The 25,919-nt window shown below is 35.3% G+C and carries 25 protein-coding genes; 2 read left to right on the top strand and 23 right to left on the bottom strand.

The genetic code is table 11. The features are described from left to right. Position 1 precedes the first annotated feature (1 nt). The 11 genes from lpxB to ybeY form a co-directional block, all read right to left on the bottom strand. Positions 2-1,132 (bottom strand): lipid-A-disaccharide synthase, encoded by a 1,131-nt coding sequence (lpxB, locus tag ACMAWV_RS11410; RefSeq protein WP_103217800.1) that lies wholly within the window; start codon positions 1,130-1,132, stop codon positions 2-4. Further along, positions 1,129-2,076 carry a Gfo/Idh/MocA family protein gene (locus ACMAWV_RS11405; protein WP_412470346.1) on the bottom strand — a complete coding sequence of 316 codons (948 nt, stop codon included), beginning with the start codon at positions 2,074-2,076 and terminating at the stop codon, positions 1,129-1,131. Before ACMAWV_RS11405 ends, lpxB begins: the two co-directional genes overlap by 4 nt. Positions 2,077-2,088: 12 nt before the next feature. Beyond that, entirely contained in the window at positions 2,089-2,886 is a 798-nt protein-coding gene (gene lpxA / locus ACMAWV_RS11400; RefSeq protein ID WP_103217798.1) for an acyl-ACP--UDP-N-acetylglucosamine O-acyltransferase, read from the bottom strand. A 12-nt stretch (positions 2,887-2,898) separates the two neighbouring features. Further along, the gene (locus ACMAWV_RS11395) at positions 2,899-3,378 is read right to left on the bottom strand and encodes a 3-hydroxyacyl-ACP dehydratase FabZ family protein (protein ID WP_392993413.1); all 480 of its coding nucleotides are present in this window, start codon (positions 3,376-3,378) and stop codon (positions 2,899-2,901) included. Between the two features lie 13 nt (positions 3,379-3,391). Further along, complete coding sequence (gene lpxD / locus ACMAWV_RS11390; RefSeq protein ID WP_412470347.1) at positions 3,392-4,408, bottom strand: UDP-3-O-(3-hydroxymyristoyl)glucosamine N-acyltransferase; 1,017 nt, start codon at positions 4,406-4,408, stop codon at positions 3,392-3,394. 73 nt (positions 4,409-4,481) lie between these two features. Then, a complete protein-coding gene (locus ACMAWV_RS11385; protein WP_103217795.1) occupies positions 4,482-4,982 on the bottom strand; it encodes an OmpH family outer membrane protein in 501 nt (166 codons plus the stop codon). Between the two features lie 16 nt (positions 4,983-4,998). Further along, positions 4,999-7,290, bottom strand: coding sequence for an outer membrane protein assembly factor BamA (gene bamA, locus ACMAWV_RS11380; RefSeq protein ID WP_103217794.1), 2,292 nt, complete (start codon positions 7,288-7,290; stop codon positions 4,999-5,001). Positions 7,291-7,416: 126 nt separating this feature from the next. Further along, positions 7,417-8,073 (bottom strand): ABC transporter ATP-binding protein, encoded by a 657-nt coding sequence (locus ACMAWV_RS11375; RefSeq protein WP_103217793.1) that lies wholly within the window; start codon positions 8,071-8,073, stop codon positions 7,417-7,419. Next, positions 8,074-9,267, bottom strand: coding sequence for an FtsX-like permease family protein (locus tag ACMAWV_RS11370; protein WP_103217792.1), 1,194 nt, complete (start codon positions 9,265-9,267; stop codon positions 8,074-8,076). 1 nt (position 9,268) lies between these two features. Then, positions 9,269-10,382 (bottom strand): peptide chain release factor 2 gene (prfB, locus tag ACMAWV_RS11365; protein WP_392993663.1). Its coding sequence is split into 2 segments (ribosomal slippage): positions 9,269-10,309 and positions 10,311-10,382, totalling 1,113 coding nucleotides; the frame shifts between segments, so codons are not numbered across the junction. 27 nt (positions 10,383-10,409) lie between these two features. Further along, positions 10,410-10,958 carry an rRNA maturation RNase YbeY gene (gene ybeY, locus ACMAWV_RS11360; RefSeq protein WP_392993419.1) on the bottom strand — a complete coding sequence of 183 codons (549 nt, stop codon included), beginning with the start codon at positions 10,956-10,958 and terminating at the stop codon, positions 10,410-10,412. A 72-nt stretch (positions 10,959-11,030) separates the two neighbouring features. Between ybeY and mazG the strand changes: the two genes are divergently transcribed. Then, positions 11,031-11,837, top strand: coding sequence for a nucleoside triphosphate pyrophosphohydrolase (gene mazG, locus ACMAWV_RS11355; RefSeq protein ID WP_158246854.1), 807 nt, complete (start codon positions 11,031-11,033; stop codon positions 11,835-11,837). 2 nt (positions 11,838-11,839) lie between these two features. Continuing rightward, on the top strand, positions 11,840-12,493 hold the full coding sequence (gene coaE / locus ACMAWV_RS11350) for a dephospho-CoA kinase (protein WP_412470348.1): 654 nt from the start codon (positions 11,840-11,842) through the stop codon (positions 12,491-12,493). A gap of 30 nt (positions 12,494-12,523) precedes the next feature. Here coaE and ACMAWV_RS11345 read toward each other — a convergent pair whose 3' ends face one another. The 12 genes from ACMAWV_RS11345 to fliM form a co-directional block, all read right to left on the bottom strand. Then, positions 12,524-14,824, bottom strand: coding sequence for a hypothetical protein (locus ACMAWV_RS11345; protein WP_412470349.1), 2,301 nt, complete (start codon positions 14,822-14,824; stop codon positions 12,524-12,526). Positions 14,825-15,033: 209 nt separating this feature from the next. Then, the gene (locus ACMAWV_RS11340) at positions 15,034-15,819 is read right to left on the bottom strand and encodes a FliA/WhiG family RNA polymerase sigma factor (RefSeq protein WP_103217787.1); all 786 of its coding nucleotides are present in this window, start codon (positions 15,817-15,819) and stop codon (positions 15,034-15,036) included. 16 nt (positions 15,820-15,835) lie between these two features. Next, a complete protein-coding gene (locus tag ACMAWV_RS11335) occupies positions 15,836-16,732 on the bottom strand; it encodes a MinD/ParA family ATP-binding protein (protein WP_103217786.1) in 897 nt (298 codons plus the stop codon). Positions 16,733-16,780: 48 nt separating this feature from the next. Continuing rightward, positions 16,781-18,247: a hypothetical protein gene (locus tag ACMAWV_RS11330; protein WP_103217785.1), complete on the bottom strand. Its 1,467-nt coding sequence runs from the start codon at positions 18,245-18,247 to the stop codon at positions 16,781-16,783. A gap of 1 nt (position 18,248) precedes the next feature. Then, a complete protein-coding gene (flhA, locus tag ACMAWV_RS11325; protein WP_103217784.1) occupies positions 18,249-20,324 on the bottom strand; it encodes a flagellar biosynthesis protein FlhA in 2,076 nt (691 codons plus the stop codon). 20 nt (positions 20,325-20,344) lie between these two features. After that, positions 20,345-21,421, bottom strand: coding sequence for a flagellar biosynthesis protein FlhB (gene flhB, locus ACMAWV_RS11320; protein WP_103217783.1), 1,077 nt, complete (start codon positions 21,419-21,421; stop codon positions 20,345-20,347). A gap of 11 nt (positions 21,422-21,432) precedes the next feature. Further along, complete coding sequence (locus ACMAWV_RS11315) at positions 21,433-22,209, bottom strand: flagellar biosynthetic protein FliR (protein WP_103217782.1); 777 nt, start codon at positions 22,207-22,209, stop codon at positions 21,433-21,435. Between the two features lie 10 nt (positions 22,210-22,219). Beyond that, positions 22,220-22,489 (bottom strand): flagellar biosynthesis protein FliQ, encoded by a 270-nt coding sequence (fliQ, locus tag ACMAWV_RS11310; RefSeq protein ID WP_021267947.1) that lies wholly within the window; start codon positions 22,487-22,489, stop codon positions 22,220-22,222. An 8-nt stretch (positions 22,490-22,497) separates the two neighbouring features. Further along, a complete protein-coding gene (fliP, locus tag ACMAWV_RS11305; protein WP_103217781.1) occupies positions 22,498-23,247 on the bottom strand; it encodes a flagellar type III secretion system pore protein FliP in 750 nt (249 codons plus the stop codon). A gap of 31 nt (positions 23,248-23,278) precedes the next feature. Next, complete coding sequence (locus ACMAWV_RS11300; RefSeq protein ID WP_103217780.1) at positions 23,279-24,448, bottom strand: flagellar biosynthetic protein FliO; 1,170 nt, start codon at positions 24,446-24,448, stop codon at positions 23,279-23,281. Positions 24,449-24,470: 22 nt separating this feature from the next. Then, positions 24,471-24,851, bottom strand: a complete 381-nt coding sequence (fliN, locus tag ACMAWV_RS11295) for a flagellar motor switch protein FliN (protein ID WP_021268549.1) — start codon at positions 24,849-24,851, stop codon at positions 24,471-24,473. 15 nt (positions 24,852-24,866) lie between these two features. Continuing rightward, positions 24,867-25,889: a flagellar motor switch protein FliM gene (gene fliM, locus ACMAWV_RS11290; protein WP_392993431.1), complete on the bottom strand. Its 1,023-nt coding sequence runs from the start codon at positions 25,887-25,889 to the stop codon at positions 24,867-24,869. Between the last annotated feature and the right edge of the window lie 30 nt (positions 25,890-25,919).

Here is a 25,919-nt window from a genome sequence, read left to right as displayed (position 1 = left end):
ATTATAAATAAGCACTTTTAATTTTTTCGAGAAGATATTGAGAAACCTCTATATCCTCACCTTCAGTTAAATCTCTTAGCTTTTTCAGTTCACTTAAAACAAATTCATAGCGTTTTTCATCATCGAATAAGTCTTTGGCCTTGCGAACAAGATTATATTCACTGAAGCCTTCGCCGAGTAGCTCAGGATAAACTTCATGACCTAAAATTAAATTAGGAATAGAAACGAAGCCTTTATACTTAACAATATTTTCTGCAATAAACATATTGAGCAGATTAAGATCGTATGCGATCACGCTTGGTACCCCATAAAGGGCCAAAGATAGGTTTACTGTTCCACTAGTTGCGAAAGAAAAGTCTGCTGCTTTGAGCGCCTCATCTAATTCACGATCTTCATAAATCTTATCAAATTCATTTTCAAAACGAGAAAATAGTTCTTCATCAACAGAGCTTGCTTTAACGATTGAAAGCTTAAATTTATAACTCTCTCTAAGTTTTTGGCATGCCTTAATAAATTGAGGCAACATGAATTCAATTTCAAAGCGACGACTTCCAGGCAGAAGTAAAATATTAAACTCTCCATTCTTAAAATCGACATTGGTTCTTTGGAAATTTTCCAACAGAGGTTTTGTCTTCTTAAGTAGTGGATGTTCAATTGTTATGGCCTTACTTACTCCACGATCCATAAACCACTTTTTTTCAAATGGTAAAATACAGAATAGTGTATCAACAGAAGCTTGAAGATATTTTGTTCGCCACTCTTTCCATACCCATGCTTGAGGCGCAACATAGTAGAGAACTTTGACACCTAGCTTTTCAAGCTTCATGGCCAACTTAAGATTAAATGTCTGAAAATCAATTAAGATAGCAACTTTAGTTCCACGCTTTTTAACTTCATCAATGATGTGATTGTAAGCACCGTAGTAAAATGGAACCTTTTTAACTGCTTCTGTAATTCCCCAAGTTGAAAAATCTTTTAAATCGTAAAGAAGTTCGACTCCTTGCTCTTTCATAAGCTCTCCACCTACTCCAAAGAATTGAGTATCAGGAGCTCCCTTTGTAAGAGTCTCAAGGAATGTCATTGCATGTTCTTCACCAGATTTTTCACCGGCAATAATTAAGCAGCTTTTCAATTAAGTTCAACCTCAATGTTTTTCTCGAGTGATTCATTAACTGCAGCAATTAACTCCATTGCAGCAATTCCATCATCAATCGTTACAAATTCTTTCGTATTATTTAAAATTGAATTATAGAAACGTTCTTGTTCAATTAGTAAGTGATCTCTTTTTTCGTAATCAAATTCATTAATTACTTGCTCTTCTCCAGCTTTAATATCAGTCGAATAAGATGCCTTATTATTTAAAAGATCAACTCTAAGGATTCCCTTAGCTGAGTTAATCTGAACGCTTCTTTCAGTCTTTACATCATTTCTTGAATTTTCAATTGTAACAAGACGATCACCATAGCTAAGTAGAGCTTTAACGTGATCAAACTTATCAGTGAGAACTTTCATTCCATATGCTCTAATCGATTTAGGTTTTCCAAATAGCATAAGGGCCAGGTCAAGGTCGTGAATCATTAGATCTTCAACAACTCCAACATCTGCGGCCCTTCCCTTAAATGGAGAATTTCTTACAATTGTAGAAACACTAGAGTTTGCAGTAATGTCTTTAAACTCTTCAAGACGCTCCCAAAATTGATGGCATCTTTCACTATGTCCAACCTGTAACTTAACACCCTTTTCAGAAGCAATAATCTTCAAGTCTTTTGCTTCTTCAACCGTTACCGTAACCGGCTTTTCACAAAAAACATGCTTACCTTCTTGTAATAAGAATTTAGCAATTTCAAAATGAAAGCTTGTTGGTGTAGCAATAACTGCAGCATCAATTTCTCCAATAACTTCTTTGATATCAGATACAACTTTGATGTCAGGATATTTTTCTTTTGCTTTTTCTTGGTTAGCGGCAAATGGTTCAACAATGGCAATCAATTCACAATTATCTAAGTTGTATGCTTTTTGAGCATGCCATTGGCCTAAGTGTCCATAACCGATTGAAGCAACTTTTACTTTAGACATAATTTATTCCTATTAGCTTAAAAACGGAGCAATACCCATTTTTGTCGTTACAATATGCTCTTTAATGCGCTCGATGATTTCATTATTTGCATATGGCTTCATTAGCTCTTCAGTCTCAACGAAAGTACGTGGTGAGTATGTTGAAGCTTCCATATCACGGAAGAAATCAACAATTTCAGAAATAGCATTTCTTTCAACACCTGCACGACGAAGACCAATAATATTAATCCCACGTAGCTTTGCACGGTTACCATAAGCAGTACAATATAGTGGAATATCTTTATCAATAGCTGAAGCACCACCGATATATGCACCTTCAGCAACTTTTACAAATTGAGAAATATTTGTACCACCACCAATGATAACTTTATTACCAACCTTCACGTGACCTGCAAGGTTTGTTGAGTTTGCCATAATAACACGATCACCAACAACAACATCGTGACCTAGGTGAACTTTGGCCATCAGTAGACAATTACTTCCAAGAGTCGTTTTTTCACGATCTTTCATTGTTCCTCTGTGAATTGAAACGTACTCACGTAAAACGTTATCATTTCCAATTTCAACAGAAGTAGCATGCTCTTCTTTGTATGTTAGATCTTGTGGCTCTTCACCAATTGAACAAAATTGATAAATCTTATTATTATTACCAATTGTTGTATGACCATTAATGATTACGTGATTGCGAATATCACAATTAGTTCCAATTTTTACATTTGGACCAATAATGCAATACGCACCAACAGTTGTTCCCTCTCCAATTTCAGCTGACTCGTGAATAATTGCAGTTGGGTGAAATCTCTCGCTCATGGAGGCTCCTTCTTAATTTTCTTTTACTTTAAAAGATGCAAGAACCTGACACTGGCTTACTAAGTCGCCTTCGTGATAGATTTTGCAATCATTTTGTAAGAAACCAGTACGCATTTTTGTACATACAGTTTCAATATCTAATTTCATTCCAGGATGAACTGGTTTTCTAAATTTTGCGCCTTCAATTGATAATAGCGCAACTTCAAATTCACCTTCTTCTAAATTTTTGTAATAAAGCTTTAATTGAAATGAAGTAAATTGTGCCATCATTTCTACTTGAACAACACCTGGAAGAATTGGATTTCCAGGAAAGTGTCCTGCAAAAATAGGGTGATCTTCACGAGTTGTATAATGTCCTTTTACAACTGCTCCAACTAGATCTTTTAATTCGTTTACCTCACCTACTGCTTCTACACTTGTGATTTCATCAACAAATAAGAATGGCTCGCGATGAGGGAGAATTTGCATTACTTGTTCTTTGTTTAATTGCATACATTACCTTCCGTTAAATATTCTTTCGTAAAAAAGCAATTCCTCGTAAAAATTCACGCATAGGTCTTGCTGGGTATCCACCAACGATTTCCTTCGGCTTCACGTTTCCAATAGCAACCGATCCTCCTGCAAGTTGAGCGGCCATACCAACTTCTAAGTTGTCTGCAACAGCTGCTTTTCCTCCAAGAACGGCATAATCTCCAATCTTTGTACTTCCACCAAGTCCGGCCTGTCCGCAGAGAATAACTCCGTTTCCAACCTTAACATTGTGAGCAACTTGAACAAGATTATCAATTTTTACGCCACTACCGATACGTGTTGGAGAGAATGTTCCTTGGTCAATTGAAGTATTTGAACCAATTTCAACATCATCACCAATTTCAACTCCACCAAAGTGCCAAATCTTATGATGAACACCTTGATGAAAGTTATAACCGAATCCATCACTACCTATAGTCGTACCAGAGTGAATTCGACAATTTTTTCCAATGACAGTTTGAGGATAAATTGTCACGTTTGGATAAATTGTACAATTCTCGGCAATTTTAACATTTGGTAAAATCACGCAGCCAGGCATGATTATACAATCAGCTGCGATTTCGACACCCTCTCCAACAAAAACATTTTCAGCAATTTTTACTGAAGGATGAATTGAGGCCAAGCTACTTTTACGGCCATCAAGATCGTAATTTAAGCTCCCAAGTTTTTCGTCGAAAAATAATTTAGATGCTTTCGTAATTGAGATAGGTATATTTGAAGAAGTAAGTAACACTATCGAATTATTTTCTAGTTCTTTCTTTTCAGAGTCATCAAGCGATTCAAAAAGATTTGTATCAATAATTAGTGCTAAATTATCTCCAGCGCCAGCATCTCTATATTTAGCTAGAAATTTTTTAGCACCAATGAAGAGAATTTTTTCTTCAATAATTTCTTCTATCGATGAAATCCCAGAAACAGAGTACTCAAGATTTCCAGATAGAAAACTCATATCGCTATCGTTTTCGATAATATTTTTAATCAGAATGGACATTTTATCCCCTCCTTTAAAACGACAAAAGGGAATACCTTCGTATTCCCTTCATGAGTCTATTTTTATTAGCAATTTACTTATGTTTGTTATCGTAAGCTTTAATTACATCTTCAGTAATGTCAGTAACTTTATTGATGTAAAGAATTGGAGTTGTCGAAGTCTCATAAGTCCAATCAAGACCTTTCTTCTTTGATACTTCTTCAACAACAGTTTTAATTTTATTTAAAATTGGTCCTTTTGCACTTTGTTCCATTTTTGCAAGCTCACCTTGGTACTGTTGCATTTTCTGTTGGAAACCAAAGAACTTCTTCTGTAGTTCTTGACCTTTTTGTTGCTTAGTTTTTTCATTCATAACAAGAGCTTGTTTTTCAAACTTCTCTTTTTCTTTTACTAGAGCTTCTTCTTCTTTCTTAAGCTCAGCTTGCTTCTTATCGATTTCTTTTTGCAGTTTATCCTTAATCTTTTTAGACTCTTTAACTGTTAAAAGAACTTTTTGAACATCAACACGACCGATATTCATTGCAGATGCTGTTAATGAAGAGAAAAGTAATCCAATTACTAATAAATTTTTCATATCGTCTCCTTACGAATTAAAATAATTGTCCAATATCAAAGTGGAATTTTGTTCCCGCATTCATATCTGGGTCAGGGTTAATAGGAATACCCCACTCAAATCTTAGAACACCAATTGGTGAGAACCAACGGAAACCAAAACCATAATCCATATATATCTTATCGATATCTTCTAGCCTTTTGGCCGTACCTGCATCAAAGAAAGTAACAAATTTAAGGCCTGCTTCTTTGGCAAGTGGGTGCTCTAGCTCCAGTGTTGTAAACACAGTGAACGGGGCACCTGTATTAAATGTTTCAGTAACATTAGGAGTTCCCGGGTCATTATCATCATCATAAGTAACAGTCTCTTTTGGACCAATATCTTCGATGTCATAACCACGTAAGTTTCTCGCACCACCTAATGAGAATTTCTCATTTCTTGGTACAGGAACACCTTTATCTTCAATTTTCCCAGTGTAGAATCGACTTCTAAAAACTAGCTCTTTCCATACCGGATAGAAATAACGTACATCAATTTCATTCTTCCACCATTCTTTATCACCACCAAGTCCTGCATACTCAGTAGCAAGGTTCCAGTAGTAACCATCAGTAGGCTCAAAACGGTTATTTCTCTTATCCTTTACAACAGCAAGACGAACTGAAGAAGTCACACCATCTTCGTTCTCATCGACTGTTGGATCTTTAATATCTGTAAGCTCAGTTTCTTCAAGCTTATATGTTGTATATAGCCTTGTGTATTCGAAGATAGGATAACCAATACGGGCCGCAAAACCATGCTTCTTATAATCGTATGAATCAAGTTGAGTATCAACTGTTCTAAACACCTCTCCACCTAGAGTCCATTTCGAATCCATAAAGTATGGTTCAGTAAATGATAGAGAGAAGTTTTGTTGCTCTTTTGCAATATTTGTTGAGAACGATAATTGTTGTCCTAAACCTCTAAAGTTGTTTTGAGAAATAGAAGCTTGAAAGAAACCACCTGTTGCCGTTGAGTAACCAGCACCAAGAGAAATTTGTCCTGTACTCTTTTCTTTAACACTAATCTCAACATCAAGAATATCGTCTTGTCCCGGAGATGAAACAGTATTGAAGATAACGCTACCTGGTTCAAAGAAACCAAGACGATTAACATTTTCTTTTGACTCACGAAGACCTGAACCAGAATACTTCCCACCTTCATGAATTTTAAGCTCACGACGAATTACTTTATCACGAGTTTTAGTATTTCCAGTTACAGAGATGCGACCAAACTTCGCAAGCTTCCCTTTCTCAAATGAGTACTGAATATCAACTCTATTTTCACCAGGTACTAGTTGGATATTTCTGATAACGTTGGCAAAGGCATAACCAAGGTCTTGGTATGACTCAGTAAGAGTTTGAATATCACGTCTTAAAAGCTCTTCTGAATAAACTTCTCCGGCCTTAAGTTTTGTTTTTTCTCTAAGTTCATCTTCAGTAAAGAGAAGCTCACCTTGGAAGTAAACATCACGAACATCAAATTTAGGACCTTCTTTAATCTTAACAGTAATGAATACCCATTTCTTATCTTCTGAAACTGTTACTTCAGGGACAGCAACGTTGACTTGAAGATAACCTTTAGTCGAATAGAAATACTTAATTCTTTCAATATCTGTTTTAAAATTTAGTTCTTTAAAGTTTCCTGAACCAGAAAGGAATGAAAATAGACTCTCCTCTCTTGTCTCCATAATTGACTTAACTTCTTCTTCTGCAAAAGCAGTTAGACCTAAGAAAGTCACTTTCTTAACTCGAACCTTATCGTACTCACTGATTTTATAAACTAAGTGAACATTCTCTTTGTCGACATGTCTAATTTCATACGAAACATTGGCCAGGTAGAAGCCCTTTTCTTCGTAGGTCTTCTCCATTTGGCGAACATCAGCTTGAATTGAGTTAATGTCTAGGATTGAGTATTCTCTTGTCTTTAAGTTTTCACTTAAGTCGTCTTTATCGACTTCATCATTTCCACTAAAAACGATCTTAGCAATGATAGGCTTTTCAACAACTTGAAAGATTAGCTTATTGCCATCCTGATGAGCCTCTACGGACTCAAAGTACTTGAGGTTATAAATTGTTTTAATGTCATCAAATAGAATTTCATTTGTAAGAGTAAGGCCAGCGCGAGAACGTAGCTTATCAAGAACAGCTTCTTTCTCTACCTTCTTTAAACCTTGAACTTCAACACTTGAGATTTTAAACAGACGAACACGTGGTCCAATTTCACTTGCTTGAATACTTAAGGTAATTGAAAAAACAATTATATATATAAAACTCTTCCAAGAGTTAATCATCTAGTCTCCGTGATCTCACGATCCTGTCATGTGTGTGCAGACAAAAAATACTTGAGTAAAAAAATATCAATAATCTTACAAAGTTACAAAAAGAAAAACGAACATCCTGCACAAAAAAGTGATGTATTAATGCAGGATTCCATCGATCATCGTATGAACACGACTAAACTTACGAGACATTTCCTCGTCATGCGTTACAACAAGAAGAGTTGTTCCAAGCTCTCTTGATAATTCGAAGATAAGATCAGCAACAATTTTTGAATTCTTAGAGTCGAGATTACCTGTCGGCTCATCGCACAGTAAAAGCTTTGGACGCAGTGATAGAGCGCGTATAAGATTGATACGCTGCTGCTGCCCACCAGAGATCTCATATGGGTAGCGCTTAAGGCACTCAGATACACCTAAAGTCTTGGCCAGAGAGAGAATATACTTCTTTACCTTTGACACATCATGTCCACCTAAGCGGGCCGGAAGAAGAATATTTTCAAGACATGTTAGAGATGAAAGTAAAAAGTGAAATTGGAAAACAAATCCTATTTTGGAATTACGATAATTTGCTAACTTCGCATCATTCATTTGACCAATATTCAAGTTATCAACTGTAATTTGACCTGAAGTAATATTCTCAAGTCCCCCAATAAGATACAAAAGAGTTGATTTACCACACCCCGATGATCCCTTAATTACACATTGTTCACCTTGTGAAAGTTCAAGATCAACCCCTTTTAGGATATGAGAATTTCCAAAGTCTTTGTAAACATTCGATACATTTAAAACTGCCATTTACGAAAACTCCTCTCTAAGGCCTTGGGCCATTGATTTTGAATCTAATCTCTTAAGAACTACAAAGGTTAAGAATATAATAAAGATAAATGAAATTAATCCAACAATAAAAATATCTCTTAGGGATAAGAATAGCTCAATTCGATTTAGGTGATAAACATCTGTTGGAAGAGAAAAAATATCAAGAGTTGATAGAAGATAATCAAAAATCTCTACGCAAACGAGAGAGCCTAAAAATGCAATAAGCCAAATCCCGATATTCTGAACCATCCAAAGTGTTCTAAATTTCTTAGGAGAAAGTCCAATAGCATATAGTAAAAAGATTTCTTGTGACCTTCTCTCTTTTGAAAATATGATAAAAGCTAAACAGTTAAAGATAGCTAAGATAACAACAATTGAGAAAACAATCGAAATCATATATTTTTCAAATTCAACGGCCTTTAAGAAAGTTGCAAAATCGCTCCAATAAGGTGCGATAGTATATTCATAGTAGAAGACACTTTTCATATCAGCTACAACTTCATTGATCTTCGAAAGACTTCGATACTCAGGTTTGAGCCTTAGGCTCATTAAGTTAATACGATCCTTAACTCCCAAAAGAGTTTGAATCTTTTTTAAGTTCACATAAACAAAACGATTTCGATATTCGTGAATTTTAAAAGTTTTAATATCTTTTACTTTTAAAACCGCATTTGTTGGAAGATATCGCTCACCTAATTTACCCGCCGAAAAACTGAACTTTAAAGTATCTCCCACTTTAACCTTTAAATCTTGTGCAAGAAGATCACCAATTATAACTTCATTTTCGCCAGGCTCAACTAGACCATTATCGAGTTGATTAATCTTTTCATTAACACCAACGACAAAGACGGCCTTTCCCTTCTCATCTTTATTTACAAATGATTGTGTACGAAGCATTGGAATTTTAGTTTGAATTGGAAAGTTATCAAGATCCTTTTGTTCATTTTCATTTAACTCAAAGAATCCATTCGTTGCCGTAAGAATAATCTCACCACTTCCTGCATTGAGGGATTTCTTAAGAGTTACCCCAAAGCCATCCATCAGGGCCAAACTACAAAGAATAACGGCAAGAGAAAACATAAGGCCTATAATTGTGGCCGTAATAAAATAACGTGACGATCGATCACGAAAAAAAAGTAATTGAAAATCTTTAAATAGATAGAAAAAACTCAAATTACTCTTCCTTCATCCCATCAACTGACCATCTTAAATATGCATCCATAAAACCATCGATATCACCATCTAAAACTTTTTCAGCTTGTGATGATTCATAGTTAGTTCTGTGATCTTTAACCATTTTATAAGGATGTAGAACGTAAGAGCGAATCTGTGCCCCCCATCCAATCTCTTTCTTATTAGCTTCTTCTTCAGCCGCCGCTGCTCTTTGCTTTTCTAGCTCTAACTCATATAAACGAGACTTAAGAACTTTCATGGCCTGAATTTTATTTTGCAGCTGTGACCTTTCATTTTGACAAGTTACAACAAGACCAGTTGGAAAGTGTGTAATTCTAACGGCCGAATCAGTTGTATTTACTGACTGTCCACCTGCACCACCAGAGCGGTAAACATCAATACGAATATCTTTATCTAAAACTTCAATTTCAATATCGTCATCGACTTCTGGTGAAACAAAAATTGAAGCAAAAGAAGTATGTCTACGATTAGCTGAATCAAATGGTGAAATACGCACAAGACGATGTACGCCTGTTTCAGATTTAAGATTTCCGTAAGCGTAATTGCCTTCAATTAACATCGTTGCTGATTTGATCCCTGCACTATCACCATCTTGAACATCAAGAAGTTGAACCTTAAACTTTTTATGTTCGGCCCATCTCTTTACCATTCTAAATAGCATACTTGCCCAATCGCAAGATTCGGTACCACCTGCACCAGCATTTATACTAACAATCGCATTATTTGGGTCAGCATCATCAGAGAGTAGAACTTTTAATTCCGCTTTATTGAAAGCTTCGACGAATTCATCTGAAATCTCAATCGCACCTGTAGCAGATTCTTCATCACCTTCAGCAGCGTATTCATTTAAAATTTCAAATTCATCATATAGATCTTTTAATTTTGTATAAGTATTAACGACATCTTCTAAAAGGTTTTTTTCCTTTTGTACTTTGGCAGCATTTTGATTGTCGTCCCAGAAGCCAGGCATGGCCTCCATATCTTGAATTTCACCTATGCGTGCTGACTTTTGGTCAACATCAAAGTGACCTCCTTAGACTTGCAAGCTTCTCATCATAACTTACCATTAGTGATTTTTTTTCACCAAGGGCAATGCGAATACTTTCTTCCATTTTTAATTCCTATTTTTTTTGCCTAGATTTTTTAATTTTCATTAGAATCTCTTTTTCAAGAGCTTCCATAATTTCTTCTTCCTCTTGTGAGATTTCATGGTCATATCCTAACAAATGAAGAAGTCCGTGACAAAATAAGTGAATAACTTCTTGCTCTAACTCGATATCAAATTCGCGAGCCTGTTTTGCGGCAACATTTCGACTAATAATGATATCCCCAAGCATTACTGGACCAGGAAGAACGAAATCCGTACTGTCTGGACGAAGACTTTCATACATTGGAAACGAAAGAACATCTGTTGTTTTATCTTTACCGCGATGTTCGCGATTGATCTGTTTCATACGAGAGTCGCCACAAAAGTGAAGATCAACTTCAATCTCCTCGTGAACTTTCTTGTCTAAACAAGTGTTCTTTGAATAAAGGAAATTACTTAAGACAATAAGCGAATCCTTTAACATATTTTCGCAGGCCTTAAGTCCCCAATCAGCTCTAGAATTGTCAGCTAAGTTAACAATAAGTCTTGATTTGTTTACTTGAATAGTTGCGCTATGGGCCATTATTTCCAATCTCTTTTTAAGGGTGTATTATTCTGTCTTAGGTTACATAGATTATATTACCAAGGCGAAGTTATGTCACTAAGCGAAATGGAAAGATTAAGAGAAGTTGTTGCAAAGTTAAGAGATCCTAAAGACGGTTGTCCATGGGATCTAGAGCAGACTCACAAGTCACTTCTAAAATATTTGATGGAAGAATCTTATGAGTTCATGCATGCAGTGGAAGACGGTGACTATCGTAAGATGGAAGATGAATTAGGTGATGTTCTTTTACAAGTAGTCCTTCACTCTCAGTTAGCAAGTGAGAAATCAAAATTTGATCTCAACTCTGTGGCCAAAACAATCGCAGATAAAATGGTAAGACGACACCCTCATGTTTTTACAGATAATAAGGCAAAAGACGTTGCCGAAATTAAACAACGCTGGGAAGAAATAAAGAAAGCTGAAAAAGCAAACGAAGAAAGCCTTAAAAAATATGAAATTTGTAATGAACTTCTCTCTTTTCCGGCCCTTACAAGTGCTGCAAAAATTGGAAAGAAAACAAATAAAATAAACTTTGACTGGGAAGATTACACACAAGTAATGTATAAAGTCGAAGAGGAGTGGCAGGAGCTAAAAGAAGAAATCACTCCAGGACGTGAGCTTAATAAAGAAAGAGTTCAAGAAGAAATGGGAGATCTTTTATTTTCAGTTGCACAACTTGCAAGACATCTCGATCTTGATCCAGAGATCACGCTGCGAGAAGCAAACTTAAAATTTAAAAGAAGATTCAATCAACTTGAAGACATTGCTAAAGAAGAAGGCATTGTTATTCGTGAAAGCTCTCAGGACGAACTTGAAACCCTTTGGTCTCGCGTAAAAGAAAAAGAAAAAAGTAACTAATTATGAAAGCATCACCAATTAAACTTAAAAAAGAATTTATCACTTTGAAGAAAGATAAACGTCTATACCAAATGCCTTGTCCAGTTGTTGGACTAACAGGAGGTATTTCTACCGGAAAATCGACGGTGTCAAAAATACTACATGATAAAGGATTCCCTATTATCGATGCAGATGCTCTTGTAAAAGAAGTTTATAAAACAAAAGAATCAATCGATCATTTGAAGAAGTACTATTCACGTGTTGTAGAAGAAGACAATTCAATCAATTTCAAACTTCTTCGTGAGTACTTTTTTCAAGATATTCAAATTCAAAATGATATTGAAAGTTTAATTTATCGCCAACTTCCAGAAGCTTTCTTAAAAGCATTCAAAGATCTTGGTTCACCAAAAGTTGTCATTTACGACGTGCCTCTCCTATATGAGAAGAATCTTGATTCTTTTATTGATCATAAGGCCGTTGTTTATTGCCCAAGAGCAAAGCAGGTAGAGCGCCTTATGGCCCGTGACGGAATTGAAAAAGATTTGGCCTGTAAAATTCTAGCAAAACAAATCGATATTGAAGAAAAAGCAAAACTTGCTGACACAGTCATCGATAACTCAGGAAAACCTGAAGATTTGAATTTAAATATGTTTCTTGATCACTTTGATATGCATTAAAAAAGGCTCCCTACGGAGCCTTTTTTATTTCTAAATAATTGGATTATTGTCAGCGACAGTGTGTTCAATCTCGCCGTTTTGAGTGCGAAGATTCTGAAAACTTCCATAAAGCCCACGAAGTGAAGAAATTAATTGCTCATCTTCTTCTTGAGCAAAACGTGAAAGGTGCTGCGTTTGAGTTGCAACTTCATTAATCTCATTTCTGATTGCCTTAAACGTATCTTTTATAACTCCAACATCTGGAACTTCTTTACTGTCCATAATGATTTGTACTTTAGAAAGACCAACATCAAGCTGAGTCGATACTTTAGAGAAACTTCCAAGAGTTGAATTGAACTCTCTTAGTTCTCCTGCAAACTTTCCAACAGTTGTTTCACTTGCAACCCCACGTTGAATTTGATCGATAATTTGAGAACTTCTTGCTCTAAATAATTCAACTTGTGACTTAAGAGATTTAAATTGATCACGAGATCTCACAAGTCCTGCATATGCTGCTTTATTCTCATTAATAATCTCTACAATCTCACTTGAGCGAGTTGCTAATTCTATTTCCTCATCAAATAAACGATTCGTCATCTCAATCATATAACGATTCATTTCCTCAAACTTTGCTCTCATCTCAACTACAGAGACGATTTTGTCTTTAGCAATTTTGAATTTATTGATCGCATCTTTTTGAAGATCTTTTTGACCTTCAAAAATAATTCTTACATCATCAATAATTTTATATTGTTCAAAAAGATTATTTTCTAAAAGTTCAATCTCTTTTAAGAATGAAGCTTTTTGCATTAAGAAGTGATCGTTTACTTTTGTGAATTTCTCATAAACGTTATCAATTCCAGCAGCAGAGAAGTCTTGCTGTAATTTTTCTCTTAGTTCTCCATTAAACTTATCTTCAACTAGAGCATCTAGAGACTTCCAAACAGGAGACACTACCGACTTCATTTGATTTGATAGAGTTTCCTCTAAACTTCTCAATGGATAGAAAATAACCATAATTCTTTTTTGATCAGCATATTCAACAGGTGAAACGTACATTTCAAAAGGTGCAGCTTCGCTAGAGTTTTCTGTTTTTACCTGAATTTGATAAATTCCAGCAATACCATCTCTTACTGCACTAATAACAGGATCATTCTCACCAAGATTTGTAAAAGTACTTAGATAATCCCATGTGATACTCATATCTTTTTTAGCGCTATCGATACTCCAGTGCTCATAGAATAGCGAGTTTGCCCAAACAGCATTTAGATTTGAATCCAGAAGTAGAGATGAAAATGGCATAGCATCTTGAAAGATCGATCCGAAACTCATTCTCTTGTGAATATAACCGCGATATTTTTCAATTTCTTCTTTAAATGGATGTGTCCAATCACCCTTCAGACTTGCTTTAACTGGGATAACACCATCTTTAATTAAATCAAGAGAAGTAATTTCTAATAATTTCTTCGCTCTTTTTTCAGAATAAAAGTACATAAAGATTCCACCAGCAAACATTGTAATAAGAATCCCAACAATAGCAATTAATCCATAAAGAGTTGTTTTAGAAGTTTGGTTAAGTTCAATTTTTTGATATGTAAGCTTTGGCCCAAACTTCTCACTCCATGCAAGATAACTTTCATTCGTTGTTTTCCAAATGCTATCGAAGTCACGTAGTGTATTTAATGATTTTTCTAATAGATTTAATTCAGTTCTAAGTGTTCCAAGGCGAACAACAATTAAGTTCTTATCTTCATCAGAAAGAACAGACTTCATTGTAACCTTTTCCATATAGTCTACATCTGCAACGATTGATTCGTGTAAACGCTTTAAATTTCCATAACTATAAAAGTTGGAGCTTTTTGTCGTACCTACAGAAATTTTAGTTTTAATTTTATTTGAAACTCTTGTTAGTGTTCTCCACTGATTATGTACAACAAAATTTTGGAAGCCAATCATCTTTGTTCTTAAAACATTAATCAGTGTCGATTTATTTGCAGAAGTCGTAATATCATCAAGTTTCTTTCTTAGTTCACTTAAGTTACCACTTAGTGTTTCATATTCAGCAATAGTTACGATTTCATTTAAACTTTTAATTGAATTTTCAAATTGATCAAACTCTGAAGTCGCCTCTTTTGAACGATCAACTCTTACCAATTCTTTTATATCTTGAAGTGTATTTGAATTTTTAACTTCATCAAATTTAGATGTCGATTCATATACCATCGTCATTCGGTCAAAGTTGGCCGGGCCATTCTTCCAAAAGGACCAAACTCCAAATGAAACAAGAGCTGTCGTTAGAACAAGAGAAACAGAGAAATAGATAAACAACGGCTTACTGAAACGAAGCTTCATTATAGGTCTCCTAAATGTCGGAATGGGAAAATCACTTCCATATGTTAACGGTCCTTCACATCCTGTGAACGTAAGAAATTTCTACATCCATTATGCAATTTTTTGAGTGAATTTTAAAGGGTTAATTAATTTATTTTATAGGCAAACAAAGGCCCTTTAATGAAAAGGGCCTGAGTAAATAAGTATGTTTTTTTAGAATAAAATTGTGATTAGCTTACTAGTTCTTCATAACCTTCAAACATCGTTTGTAGCTTAGCTTTAAGCTTCATTACTGCTTGAGTATGAAGTTGAGAAACACGTGATTCAGTAACATCTAGTACCTGACCAATTTCCTTAAGGTTTAAATCTTCATAGTAGTAAAGTGAAAGAACAAGTCTTTGTTTTTCAGGAAGCTGCTCGATTCCCTCTTTAATTTTATCTCTGAAGTTTTTATTTGAAACAGCAGTAAATGGATTCATTGCCTTACTGTCTTCATTAAGACCTGCCATTGCACGCTTATCATTACGATTAAACGTAGCAGAGTCATCAATATTTAGGATAGAAACAGATTTTGCTTTATTAAGCATTGAGTGAAATTCTTCTTTAGAACACTCAAGCTCTTTACACATTTCATCATCAGTAGCTGGACGTCCAAGCTCTGATTCAAGTTTAGAATATGCGCGGTCAATTAGCTTAGCCTTTTCTCTTACTGAACGTGGTACCCAGTCTTGAGAACGAAGCTCATCTAAGATAGCTCCTCTAATTCTAAATTCAGCATAAGTTTTAAATTTATTATCACGTGAAGGATCAAATTTTTCGATCGCATCCATAAGACCAATAACACCACATGAGATTAGATCATCTAGCTCAATATTTGATGGTAGGCGTGAGGCAATTTTTTGTGCAATATACTTAATAAGTGGAGCGTATTCCACTACGATTTCATCTTTTACTTTTGGATCTACAGTTGATCTATAGTCTTTTAAATTCTTTAATTTTCTGGCCAACGATGACATCTCTCTCACTCCTTGATTAAGCTAGTTGCTGTGGGTTACTACCTGAATGACTGAATCCCTTCAGTAATACAGGCGCGACTCGACTAGTACTGTCCTCGTCGGTAAATTTATTAATGATGTTAGTGTAATATTTCGAAAGGGAATTCTTTTCCGTTTTCAAAAGAGCGTGATCAAATTTGTCAGATGGGATTTCTAAATTCTTTACACCACCCAATACTCTTAAGTTTGCTTGCATAAAGCTTGCAACAGTATCCACTAGTGACTTCACTACTTTTCTATACTGTTGATTTGAGTCAACTCTATTTACAATTAGGTGATTATTTTTAATTTGGTATTTTTGGTTTAGGATTTTAATTAATGCATAAGTATCAGTGATAGATGAACGGTCAGGATTAACAACCATAAAACGATAATCAGCATAAGCTTGTAGATTGATCGTCTCCTTGTTCACTCCAGCCGGGCAATCAAGGATTACATGATCATATTCACTTCTATGGGCAGCGATAATATCAATAATGAATTTATCGTGCTCAAAACTAGTATCAAACAGATCACTGTTTCCATTACAACCACTTAGTAGATGAATATTTCCAAGTTTGTATAGACACTCATCAAATGATTTTTCAAGAGAAAGAAGTGAGTAGAAGTTATCGTTCAAAGGAAGACCTAATTTTACGGCCGTGTTTGAAAGATTATAATCACAATCGATTAAAAGAACTTTCTTTCCTTTTGCACTTAATTCATTTGCGATCATTAAAGCAGTTGTAGTCTTACCTACACCGCCTTTACCTGAACCAACTGCAATAATTTCACATTCTTCATTAAGGTAATTAAGAGGGCTTTTAACATTCAATTCGCAGTTATCGTCACTACGGTGCGACAACAACCATGTTGAAAGATCGTTTCTGGACATCCTGTCTCCTAAACAAAACTTAAAAATTTAATCTAATAACAAAAAAAGCTACAGTTTAAAAATACCGGCCAAAATCCTTTCGGCAGTAGCAGCTTCTAGGTCATCAGGAACAATCTCACCCGTTCCAAAAAACTTGTAAGGTAACGAACTAAAGTCAATGGCTAGATTAAAGAGTGATCCATAATTTAAGCACTGATCTAAGTGTGTTACCACTAAACCATTTGCAATATTTGCATAACGATTTAGCACCTTTCTATTATACAACTCTGTATTGATTCCCGATAGACAGATTAAAACTTCCACATTTTCAAATGAGCGTCTTAGACCATCCACGAACTTCTTGATTTCATTGATCTCTTGATTTGTCGCCTTGTAGTCGATAAAAACATTTTTCTTTGTTTCTATTGATTTTCTTGTTTGTGCAACGATTTCAGAAATTGATTCACAGATATTTGATTCAACATTAAAGAACTTTTCAGAGAAAGAAGTATTATCTTTAAATCCTGTATTTGCTTTATTTCTGATAATTACCGAATCTTGCTTAAGAGCTGAAAGCTTTGTTAACATTGAGCTTTGCCCACAAGAAGCATCTGAAATAAGTACTGTAACCGTTTTAGACTGCTCATTATCAACAGAAGAAAATAGAGGTAGCGCAGTTCTCACTTCTCCCATCATTTCTTTAAGAGCAAATTCAAAAACAGTATCTGGATTTTCTTTCTCTTCATCTGATAATTCAAAGTTTGCTTTACGAACAACTTTTTGAATATATCTTTCTTCGATATCTAAACTTCTAAAAATTGTTACCATCTCTTTTACACCAAGAGCTTGAGGCTTAGTCATCCCCTGCACACTTTGTGTTAATTCGAAAATTTTCTTTTCTAGATCATCGATTTTATTTCTTTGATTTTCAATTAAGTCACTAACCTCATCATTACTTACACGAGACTCATGTAGTTGTTGAGACTGAATTGGCCTTGCTTGAACTTGAGGTCTTTCAATAACTTCTTCTTCCTGAATTTCCTCTTCTAAAGAGAAATCTCCATTTAAGAAATCATTAAAATATTCAGATTCAGTATTTGCGGCAGCTTTTTTTACTTCTTCTCTATCAATTGAGTTTAAGAAATCATCTAAACCTGAATTTGATTGTGAAGAGTTCTCTTCAACAGCACTCACCTTTCTATTAAGACCTAAATTTCCATATCCATTGATTGAATTTGATTGTGCTTGAGAACTAGTATTTTGGTCATGTGAATTAATCATATTTGCGATATAAGATGAATTGTTTTTATAAAAAGAATTTTTTTGATCAGATGTTAGTACGTTATCAACCTTAGCTTTCTTAGTGTAGTTCTTTTCAGAGATCGCAGCAGTAATTTCAATTTTTTTCTTTTTGAAAGCACCTTTGATCCCTTTATTAGTCTGCGTTTTAAGAATAATTGCATCAGGTCCCAGTTCGGCCTTAATATTCGCTAACGCCTCATCTAAAGAATCTGCTTCAAATTTTCTTACGTACATCCTATAACCTCACCGTTCCAAGTGACCTAATATTCACATCCGGACTTAATTCATTATGACTTACTACAATCAAGTTTGGTATGAATTTTTCTGTCAATTTCTTAAAGTGTCCACGAATAACTGGTGAGCAAAGAACAACCATCTTTTCTCCCATGTTTGTGGCCTCCTCTATTTTCTCATTTAAACTGGCCAAAATCGATTGGGTAATTCTTGGGTCTAAAGAAACTTGTTGACCATTTTCTGTTTGTATGAGATTGCCAGCAACCTGTTCTTCTATTTTACGATCTAACGTAAATATCGGCAAATCACCATTGGCAGACTTTATAGACTCAGTGATAGTGCGGTATAACGATTGTCTGACATTTTCAGTCAGAAGATCTGTATCCTTAATTCTAACCCCATGCTCAGAAAGCGATTCTAATATCGTACGAAGATCTCTGATGGAAACATTTTCCCTTAAAAGATTCTGTAAAACCTTTAATACGGCACCAAGAGGTAGAATCTCAGGAACAAGATCAGAAACAATTTTTGGATAGTGTTCTTTGAAATTATCCATAACTCGTACAAGTTCTTGACGACCAAATAATTCATGTAGATTTGTTCTCAGGATCTCAGTTAAGTGAGTTGCCAGAACAGTTGACAGATCCACTACAGTATAACCATTGAATCCAGCATCATCTTTCTGATCTTCAGTAATCCACACAGCTGGTAGACCAAATACTGGCTCAATTGTTTCAATTCCATCAATTGGTTCAATAACACTTCCTGGATCCATTGCAAGGTAGTGGTCAGGTACAAGTTCACCTTGAGCAACTTCAACACCTTTAATTTTTAGAGAATATCCACCTGGAGCAAGCTCAAGATTGTCCTTAATTCGTACAGAAGGGATAATTACACCCCAATCTAGTGCAAATTGTTTTCTCATATAAGTAATACGCTCAAGAAGATCACCATTTTGAGATGAATCGACAAGATTTACTAGTCCATAACCAACTTCAAGTTCAACAAGTTCAAGATTAAGTAGATCTTCAAGTGATTCTGGTGTCGATTTCTTCTCATCTTCGACAACTGTCTCAGCAGCAAGCTTCTCTTGAGTAATTTGATTTTCCATTTTATTTGAAACATAAAGTAGCGCCAGTCCAACTGTGATAAAAGGTAATTTTGGAAGTCCTGGAATCATAGCAAAAATTAAAAGAACACAACCTGCGATTAGAACTGCTTTCGGGTGAAGCTTAAATTGCTTACTCATTTGAGCACCAAGATTATCTTCACTTGTATTTCTTGTAGCAATAATACCGGCTGCAGTTGAAATAATTAGAGCAGGAATTTGAGAAACAAGACCATCCCCGACGGTAAGTAGAGTGTATGTTTCAGCTGCTTGGCTAAAGTTCATATTATATTGGCCAACACCAACAATAATACCACCGATAACATTAATAGCAGTAATTAGAATACCAGCAATGGCATCCCCTCGTACGAATTTAGAAGCACCATCCATCGACCCGTAAAAGTCAGCTTCTTCAGCAACTTCAGCACGTCTTCTTTTTGCATCCTCATCGTTAATTAGACCAGCATTTAAGTCAGCATCGATGGCCATCTGCTTACCAGGCATCGCATCTAAAGTGAAACGCGCACCAACTTCAGCAACCCTTCCAGCACCTTTAGTGATTACCATGAAGTTAATAATAACAAGAATGATAAAAACGATAATACCTACAACAAAGTTACCTTCAACAACGAATTCACCGAAGCTTCTAATAATTTCACCGGCAGCACTTGTTCCCTCACTTCCTGAACGAAGAAGAATGTTACGAGTTGAAGCAACGTTTAATGAAAGTCTAAAAAGAGTTGTTACAAGAAGAACTGCTGGGAAAGTAGAAAAATCTAGAGGTTTCTTAGTATAAACAGAAACTAATAAAATAATAATTGAGAATGATAAAGTAATTGCTAAAAGTAAATCAAGAACGACTGGAGGAACAGGAATAATCATAACAGCAAGAACTGCTAGAATACCTATTGCTACCGCGAGATCTGAATTCTCTGTTAAAACTTTTAATCTTTTAAAGATATCATCCATGATATATTCCTAAATTCTAATTAACTTATAGCTTTTTGCTTTTTCTTAAGTTTATAAACAAATGCTAAAACTTCAGCTACTGCTTTATATAAGGTACGAGGGACTCCTTCCCCTACTTTAACTGACTTATATAGTGCTCTTGCTAAAGGAACATTTTCTACGATTGGAATATTATGTTCTTTAGCAATTTCTCTAATTCTTAAGGCCAAGTGATCAGCACCCTTTCCAACAATTCCTGGAGCGATCATAGTCTCTTGATCATATTTGATAACAATCGAAATGTGAGTTGGGTTTGTCACAATAACATCTGCTGTTTGAATATCGGCAAGCATTCTTTTTTGCGCTTGTTCTCTTTGGATTTGGCGAATTCTTTGTTTAACTTCCGGAGAACCGTCTTGCTCTTTAGACTCACGCTTGGCTTCTTCTTTTGTCATCATAAGTTTTTTCTTATGAGCATATTTTTGATAAGCAAAGTCCCCTACAGCAACAACAACAAGTCCTGCAAGAATTGAGAAACCTAATTTAATTAGAATATCTTTACCAATAACAAAAGCCTGAAAGAAATCAACATGTAGAAATCCTACAAATTGAGCAATATCGTCTTTCATATATAAGTAAACAATTCCAAGAACGATTATGAATTTGAAGACACCTTTAATTGCCTCAACAACTGCCTTCATTGAAAACAAATTCTTAGTTCCCTTGATTGGATCAATTCTTTCAGGTTTAAACTCAAGAACTTCTGGCGCATAGATGAAACCAATTTGAGCAACGTTTGCAATAATACCAGCACATAGTGAAACAATACAAACAGGTGCTGCACAAATAAGAGCTGTTGTAGCCGTTTTATTTGCAATAGTCTTAAGCGATTTTTCTGTAAATGCCGTTGCTGGATCAAGATGCATAATCCATCTAATGAACTCTTCCATTTCTTGATATATAAAAAGAAGTGAAAGACCTAATGTCATGATACAGGCGGCCAGCACTAACACACTTGTTAGTTCTTTTGAGGATGCGACCTCACCCTTTCTTCTCGACTCGTCAATTCGATGCTGGGAAGGATCTTCCGTTTTTTCCTGATCTGTATCTTCGGCCACGACTTACCCCTTTAAAGTATAAAGTTAAACCACTCGCCAAGTCTTTCAGTATACATTCTAAATGCTACTTGAAAGAACTCATCGCTTGTTGCCGTAAATACTAGTAGACCTAGTCCAATATTGACGACAAAGCTAACCATAATGATATTCATTTGTGGAACAGTACGAGCAATAATTCCTAGAACCGTACTGATGAGCATATTTGTAAAAATTAATGGTGTTGCCAGCATAATTGCAGCAATAAAAATTGATTTGAATGCTTCGATATAGAAGATGTGTGACTTCGCAAATACACCAAAATCATAAATATGAATTGTATAAAAAGATTCAAAAATCCCTTTAAACATTGGTAGTAAAGCACCTGAAGAAACAACCATAACGAGAACAGTCCATTGTATTAGCCTTTCGAAAGGACCTACTTGCTGACCCGAAGATGGATCGAAGTAGCGAATGGCCGCAAATCCAATTTGCTGGGTAATAATACTACCTGCTGACAGGAAGATACCCATAATTGATTTTACCAAATATCCGATTACCAATCCAATAAGTGTGTAAATAATAGTTAGCGCCCAGAACTGGTCCTTGCCTACATACATGATGTCTTTGATTACTTCTCCTTGGATATATGGGTAGAAGCAAAAGCTCATGACTAGTGTCGATAAGATCTTAACAATCATTGGGATTGGTAAGTTATCATAAATAGGTAGTTGAAAATTAATGGCCAGCAATCTGGTAAAAATTAACCAGAACGCAATGATTGGGACAATGTCAGTAATTTGAATTGTCATCTAATTTCGCCTACCTTCCAGTAACAAGACTAGGAATTGAAATAATTAAATCTTTTGTAAAAGTTGTTAACTGATCCGTCATCCACGGAGCAGTTAGAACAAGAGCTCCAACAATAACTAAGATCTTAGGGATAAATGAAAGTGTTTGCTCATTGATTTGAGTAACCGCTTGGAAAATTGAAACTAAGATACCCATAATAAGTGCACCTGCTAACATTGGTGCTGAAATCATTAGTCCAATTGTGATTGCTTGTCTTGCGATGTCAGAAAAAAAGTCCATGACTACTCCTAATTAAATGAACGTAAAAGTGATCCAGTAACAAGTTGCCAACCGTCCACAAGAACAAATAGTAATAATTTAAAAGGCAGAGAAATAACTACCGGAGGAAGCATCATCATCCCCATGGCCATTAAAACTGAAGCCACAACCATATCTAAAATAAGAAATGGAATATATAGTAAGAATCCAATTTGAAATGCTGTCTTTAACTCTGAAATAATAAAAGCAGGAATTAAAAAATGAATTGGAACATCATCAATTGACTGAGGTGCCTGACGACTAGTTACATCGTAGAAAAGACCTATATCAGCTTTACGAACTTGCTTGTTCATAAACTTTCTCAGAGAACCTTCAATGCGATCGACTGCTAGAGTTGTCGTAATTTTCTTATCCATATAAGGTTTTACAGCTGTTGCATAAATCTCTTCTCCCGTTGGCTGCATAACAAATACAGAAAGGAAGAGTGCAAAACCGATTAGAAGTTGATTTGGTGGCATACTTTGCGTACCAATTGCTTGTCTCATGAATGATAGAACAACGATAATTCTTGTAAAACATGTACAAAGAATTAAAACCGCCGGTGCAAGAGTTAGTACTGTAAAAAGAATAGTTAGTTCGATAGTATCAACGAGATCAACACCCTGTCCGAAATTAACAGAAAGACCTGGAAGTCCCAGGTTAGTTGATTGTTGAGCAAAGATCGTACTTAGCCATCCCCCAATACTAAATATTAATAATGCTCTTAAAAAATTCTTCATCCAACTTCCTATTGAATTATTTTTAATAAAATTATTGTAAAGACTTCATGTCTTTTACTTTTTTCTTAATTTGAGCAGTTAAGCTAACTTTCTCTTCTTGAGTTGCTTGCCCTGCAAGGCTATTTAAAATATCTTGTTGTGATGAAGTCGTCGAGTTACTCGCCTCTTTCATATTCATAGCAACTTCTTTTAATTTAAATTCCTTAGAACCTGAATTAGCAGTATCTAAATTAGTATCAAAGTTAGATCCAGTTAACGCTTTCTCACCTTCTTTAAAGAACTCAGTTGTATCTTTAATTTCAGTTAAGAAATCCATCCCTTTTTCAGATTGTGCCATTAGAAAGACTTGCTTTTGTACTCTAACAACAAGAAGGCTTCTTTTCGGTGCAAGATAAGTTGTCGATAAAACTTCAACCATTTTTGCATTTGAGAAAAGTCCTAATCCACCCTTCTTTAACATTCCCTTTCTAAAGAAGTTCATTAAAAAGAAAATCCCTGCAGCAAATAGAGCAAAAAAGCCGATAAATTTAAAAATATAAGTCGACATCTGAAATCCACCTTTTTCAACACCTGAAGAAAGATTGCTAACAGTATCTTCAATCTGCTCATTCTTCTCTTTGGCAAGAGCAAGTAAAGACTCACTAGTCTTTTCAAGCTTTACGTTATTCTTATTATTATTTTTTGATACTTCTTCTTTATCTTTAAGTAGTTTTGCAAGGTAGCTTTCATCATAAGCTTCTGCACTCTTTTGCTTTACAGGAGCTTTCTTAACTGGAGCTGCTTTAGTCACTGCAACTTCTTTTTTATTTGTTGTGATTGGAAAGTACATTTTAATTTCATTATCACTTACTTCTAAACTTACCTTATCTTCATTACCCTTGATATCGTACGGGAGAATTGCACGAACTCGAGCAACATCTTTAGTAAATTGATAAGCTAGAAGCTTCGTATCAAATTTTTCATTAACAGATACTTGTTTCTCAATCTTTGGCCATACGATTGCATCTTGAAGAGCAATTTGAATAATATCATCCTTAATTGTTAACTCAGGAGTAGTATCAAACTTCCCTTTTAATCCAACAGTAACAACTCCTGTTGAACCATTTTTAGTTAACTTAACCTTCCCTACTTCAACTCTAGCAAATGCATTCGTCGTAATAAGTGAAAGTGCTAAAAATAATAATTTAAGTTGTCTGGCCATAATTAGTTCCTACGTTTTTCTACTACTTTAGATTTTCAATTCTCTCGATTGGTGAAATGATATCTGTTAAACGAATACCAAATTTTTCGTTTACAACAACAACTTCACCTTTTGCTACTAACTTTCCATTAACTAGGATTTCTAGAGGCTCACCAGCTAATTTATCAAGTTCTAGTACCGAACCTTGTCCTAGTTGAAGAAGGTCTTTAATAATTACTTCTGTTCTACCTAGTTCAACTGTTACCTTTAGAGGAATATCTAAGATAAAATCTAGGTTTTGAACCTTAAGTTTATTGATTGCATCATCACCAGCTCTGATTTCATCTGCAAGTTTTTCAACTTCCATAGTATTGAAATTTTCAAGCCCTTGTGTTTGGTTATTTAGTTCTGTTTGATCACTCATCTATATCTCCCTTAATTATTCGACATCAATATCCATAGAAACTTTAGGTGTCTTATCAACATGTGTAACTTGCACCGCTCTGTTTCCTTTATATGTACCAATTAAACACCTTAACTTCTCAACACCTTGTATTGCTCCCTTTACTTCACTTGAAGCTTCTTGATTTAAAGGGATAATATCTCCAGTTTGAAGAGTAAGCAGGTCTCCTACAGTCATCTCTGCTTCACCAAGTTTTACAACGATTTCGGCTTTAGTATCTTTGATGTGCTCATTCATAGCACTTGTCCAAATACTATCGGCCATATCATTATCAGTTTGGTAATTTGAAGAAAGTTTTTGCTTGATCGGCTCAATAGTTGAGTATGGAACCACGATCATAATTGTTCCTGAAGCAGATTCGAATTCAACTTCTAAAGTTGTTGCGATGATTACATCTGATGGAGGAACAACACCAACGAATTGTGGGTTAATTTCAGTTCTTACGTATTGTGCATCAATACGGTGAACTTGTGCCCATGCTTCCTCAAGGTCAGCAATGGCCATATCCATAACCTTTCTCATGAAAGATAGTTCAATCGCTGTAAATTCTTTTCCTTCAATTTTTGTGAAAGGACGATCTGTTCCACCAAAGTAAGAATCGATGATTGCATAAGCAAGCTTTGATTCGAATACTAATAGTGCCGGACCTCTTAGCTCGTTAAATTTCATGATACACATACACGAAGGAATCGGAAGTGTGTTTACAAACTCACCAAACTTTAAAAGATCTGTTGAGATCATCGAAATAGTCGAGATCTTTCTTAGAGAGTTTGAAAGTGATACACGAAATGAACGAATGAATCTTTCGTAGATGATTTCAAGAATAGGCATTCGCCCACGAATGACTCGGTCTTGATTAGTTAAGTCATAGGGCTGAATATTTTCGTCTTCAGCTTCATCATCGAAATCTCCACCTTCACCTAGAAAATCATCTGCGTCACCATCGTTAACAGCGTTTAATAGAGCGTCGACTTCGTCTTGACTTAAAACCTGTGCCATCGTTCCCCTCCTAGGATTTGATGATCTTGG

Origin of the sequence: Halobacteriovorax sp. RT-1-1, from assembly GCF_047085455.1 — a bacterium.
In the GTDB taxonomy this organism is placed as follows: Bacteria; Bdellovibrionota; Bacteriovoracia; order Bacteriovoracales; family Bacteriovoracaceae; genus Halobacteriovorax_A.
The sequence above is the reverse complement of the archived record's forward strand: the minus strand, read 5'-3'. Positions and strand labels throughout refer to the sequence as shown.

Bases quoted from the DNA above. Each gene is read 5' to 3' on its own strand.
- ACMAWV_RS11405 (WP_412470346.1), bottom strand. From the start codon at position 2,076: ATGTCTAAAGTAAAAGTTGCTTCAATCGGTTATGGACACTTAGGCCAA.
- lpxA (WP_103217798.1), bottom strand. From the start codon at position 2,886: ATGAGCGAGAGATTTCACCCAACTGCAATTATTCACGAGTCAGCTGAA.
- ACMAWV_RS11395 (WP_392993413.1), bottom strand. From the start codon at position 3,378: ATGCAATTAAACAAAGAACAAGTAATGCAAATTCTCCCTCATCGCGAG.
- lpxD (WP_412470347.1), bottom strand. From the start codon at position 4,408: ATGTCCATTCTGATTAAAAATATTATCGAAAACGATAGCGATATGAGT.
- ACMAWV_RS11385 (WP_103217795.1), bottom strand. From the start codon at position 4,982: ATGAAAAATTTATTAGTAATTGGATTACTTTTCTCTTCATTAACAGCA.
- bamA (WP_103217794.1), bottom strand. From the start codon at position 7,290: ATGATTAACTCTTGGAAGAGTTTTATATATATAATTGTTTTTTCAATT.
- ACMAWV_RS11375 (WP_103217793.1), bottom strand. From the start codon at position 8,073: ATGGCAGTTTTAAATGTATCGAATGTTTACAAAGACTTTGGAAATTCT.
- ybeY (WP_392993419.1), bottom strand. From the start codon at position 10,958: ATGGCCCATAGCGCAACTATTCAAGTAAACAAATCAAGACTTATTGTT.
- mazG (WP_158246854.1), top strand. From the start codon at position 11,031: ATGTCACTAAGCGAAATGGAAAGATTAAGAGAAGTTGTTGCAAAGTTA.
- coaE (WP_412470348.1), top strand. From the start codon at position 11,840: ATGAAAGCATCACCAATTAAACTTAAAAAAGAATTTATCACTTTGAAG.
- ACMAWV_RS11345 (WP_412470349.1), bottom strand. From the start codon at position 14,824: ATGAAGCTTCGTTTCAGTAAGCCGTTGTTTATCTATTTCTCTGTTTCT.
- ACMAWV_RS11340 (WP_103217787.1), bottom strand. From the start codon at position 15,819: ATGTCATCGTTGGCCAGAAAATTAAAGAATTTAAAAGACTATAGATCA.
- ACMAWV_RS11335 (WP_103217786.1), bottom strand. From the start codon at position 16,732: ATGTCCAGAAACGATCTTTCAACATGGTTGTTGTCGCACCGTAGTGAC.
- ACMAWV_RS11330 (WP_103217785.1), bottom strand. From the start codon at position 18,247: ATGTACGTAAGAAAATTTGAAGCAGATTCTTTAGATGAGGCGTTAGCG.
- flhA (WP_103217784.1), bottom strand. From the start codon at position 20,324: ATGGATGATATCTTTAAAAGATTAAAAGTTTTAACAGAGAATTCAGAT.
- ACMAWV_RS11315 (WP_103217782.1), bottom strand. From the start codon at position 22,209: ATGACAATTCAAATTACTGACATTGTCCCAATCATTGCGTTCTGGTTA.
- fliQ (WP_021267947.1), bottom strand. From the start codon at position 22,489: ATGGACTTTTTTTCTGACATCGCAAGACAAGCAATCACAATTGGACTA.
- fliP (WP_103217781.1), bottom strand. From the start codon at position 23,247: ATGAAGAATTTTTTAAGAGCATTATTAATATTTAGTATTGGGGGATGG.
- ACMAWV_RS11300 (WP_103217780.1), bottom strand. From the start codon at position 24,448: ATGGCCAGACAACTTAAATTATTATTTTTAGCACTTTCACTTATTACG.
- fliN (WP_021268549.1), bottom strand. From the start codon at position 24,851: ATGAGTGATCAAACAGAACTAAATAACCAAACACAAGGGCTTGAAAAT.
- fliM (WP_392993431.1), bottom strand. From the start codon at position 25,889: ATGGCACAGGTTTTAAGTCAAGACGAAGTCGACGCTCTATTAAACGCT.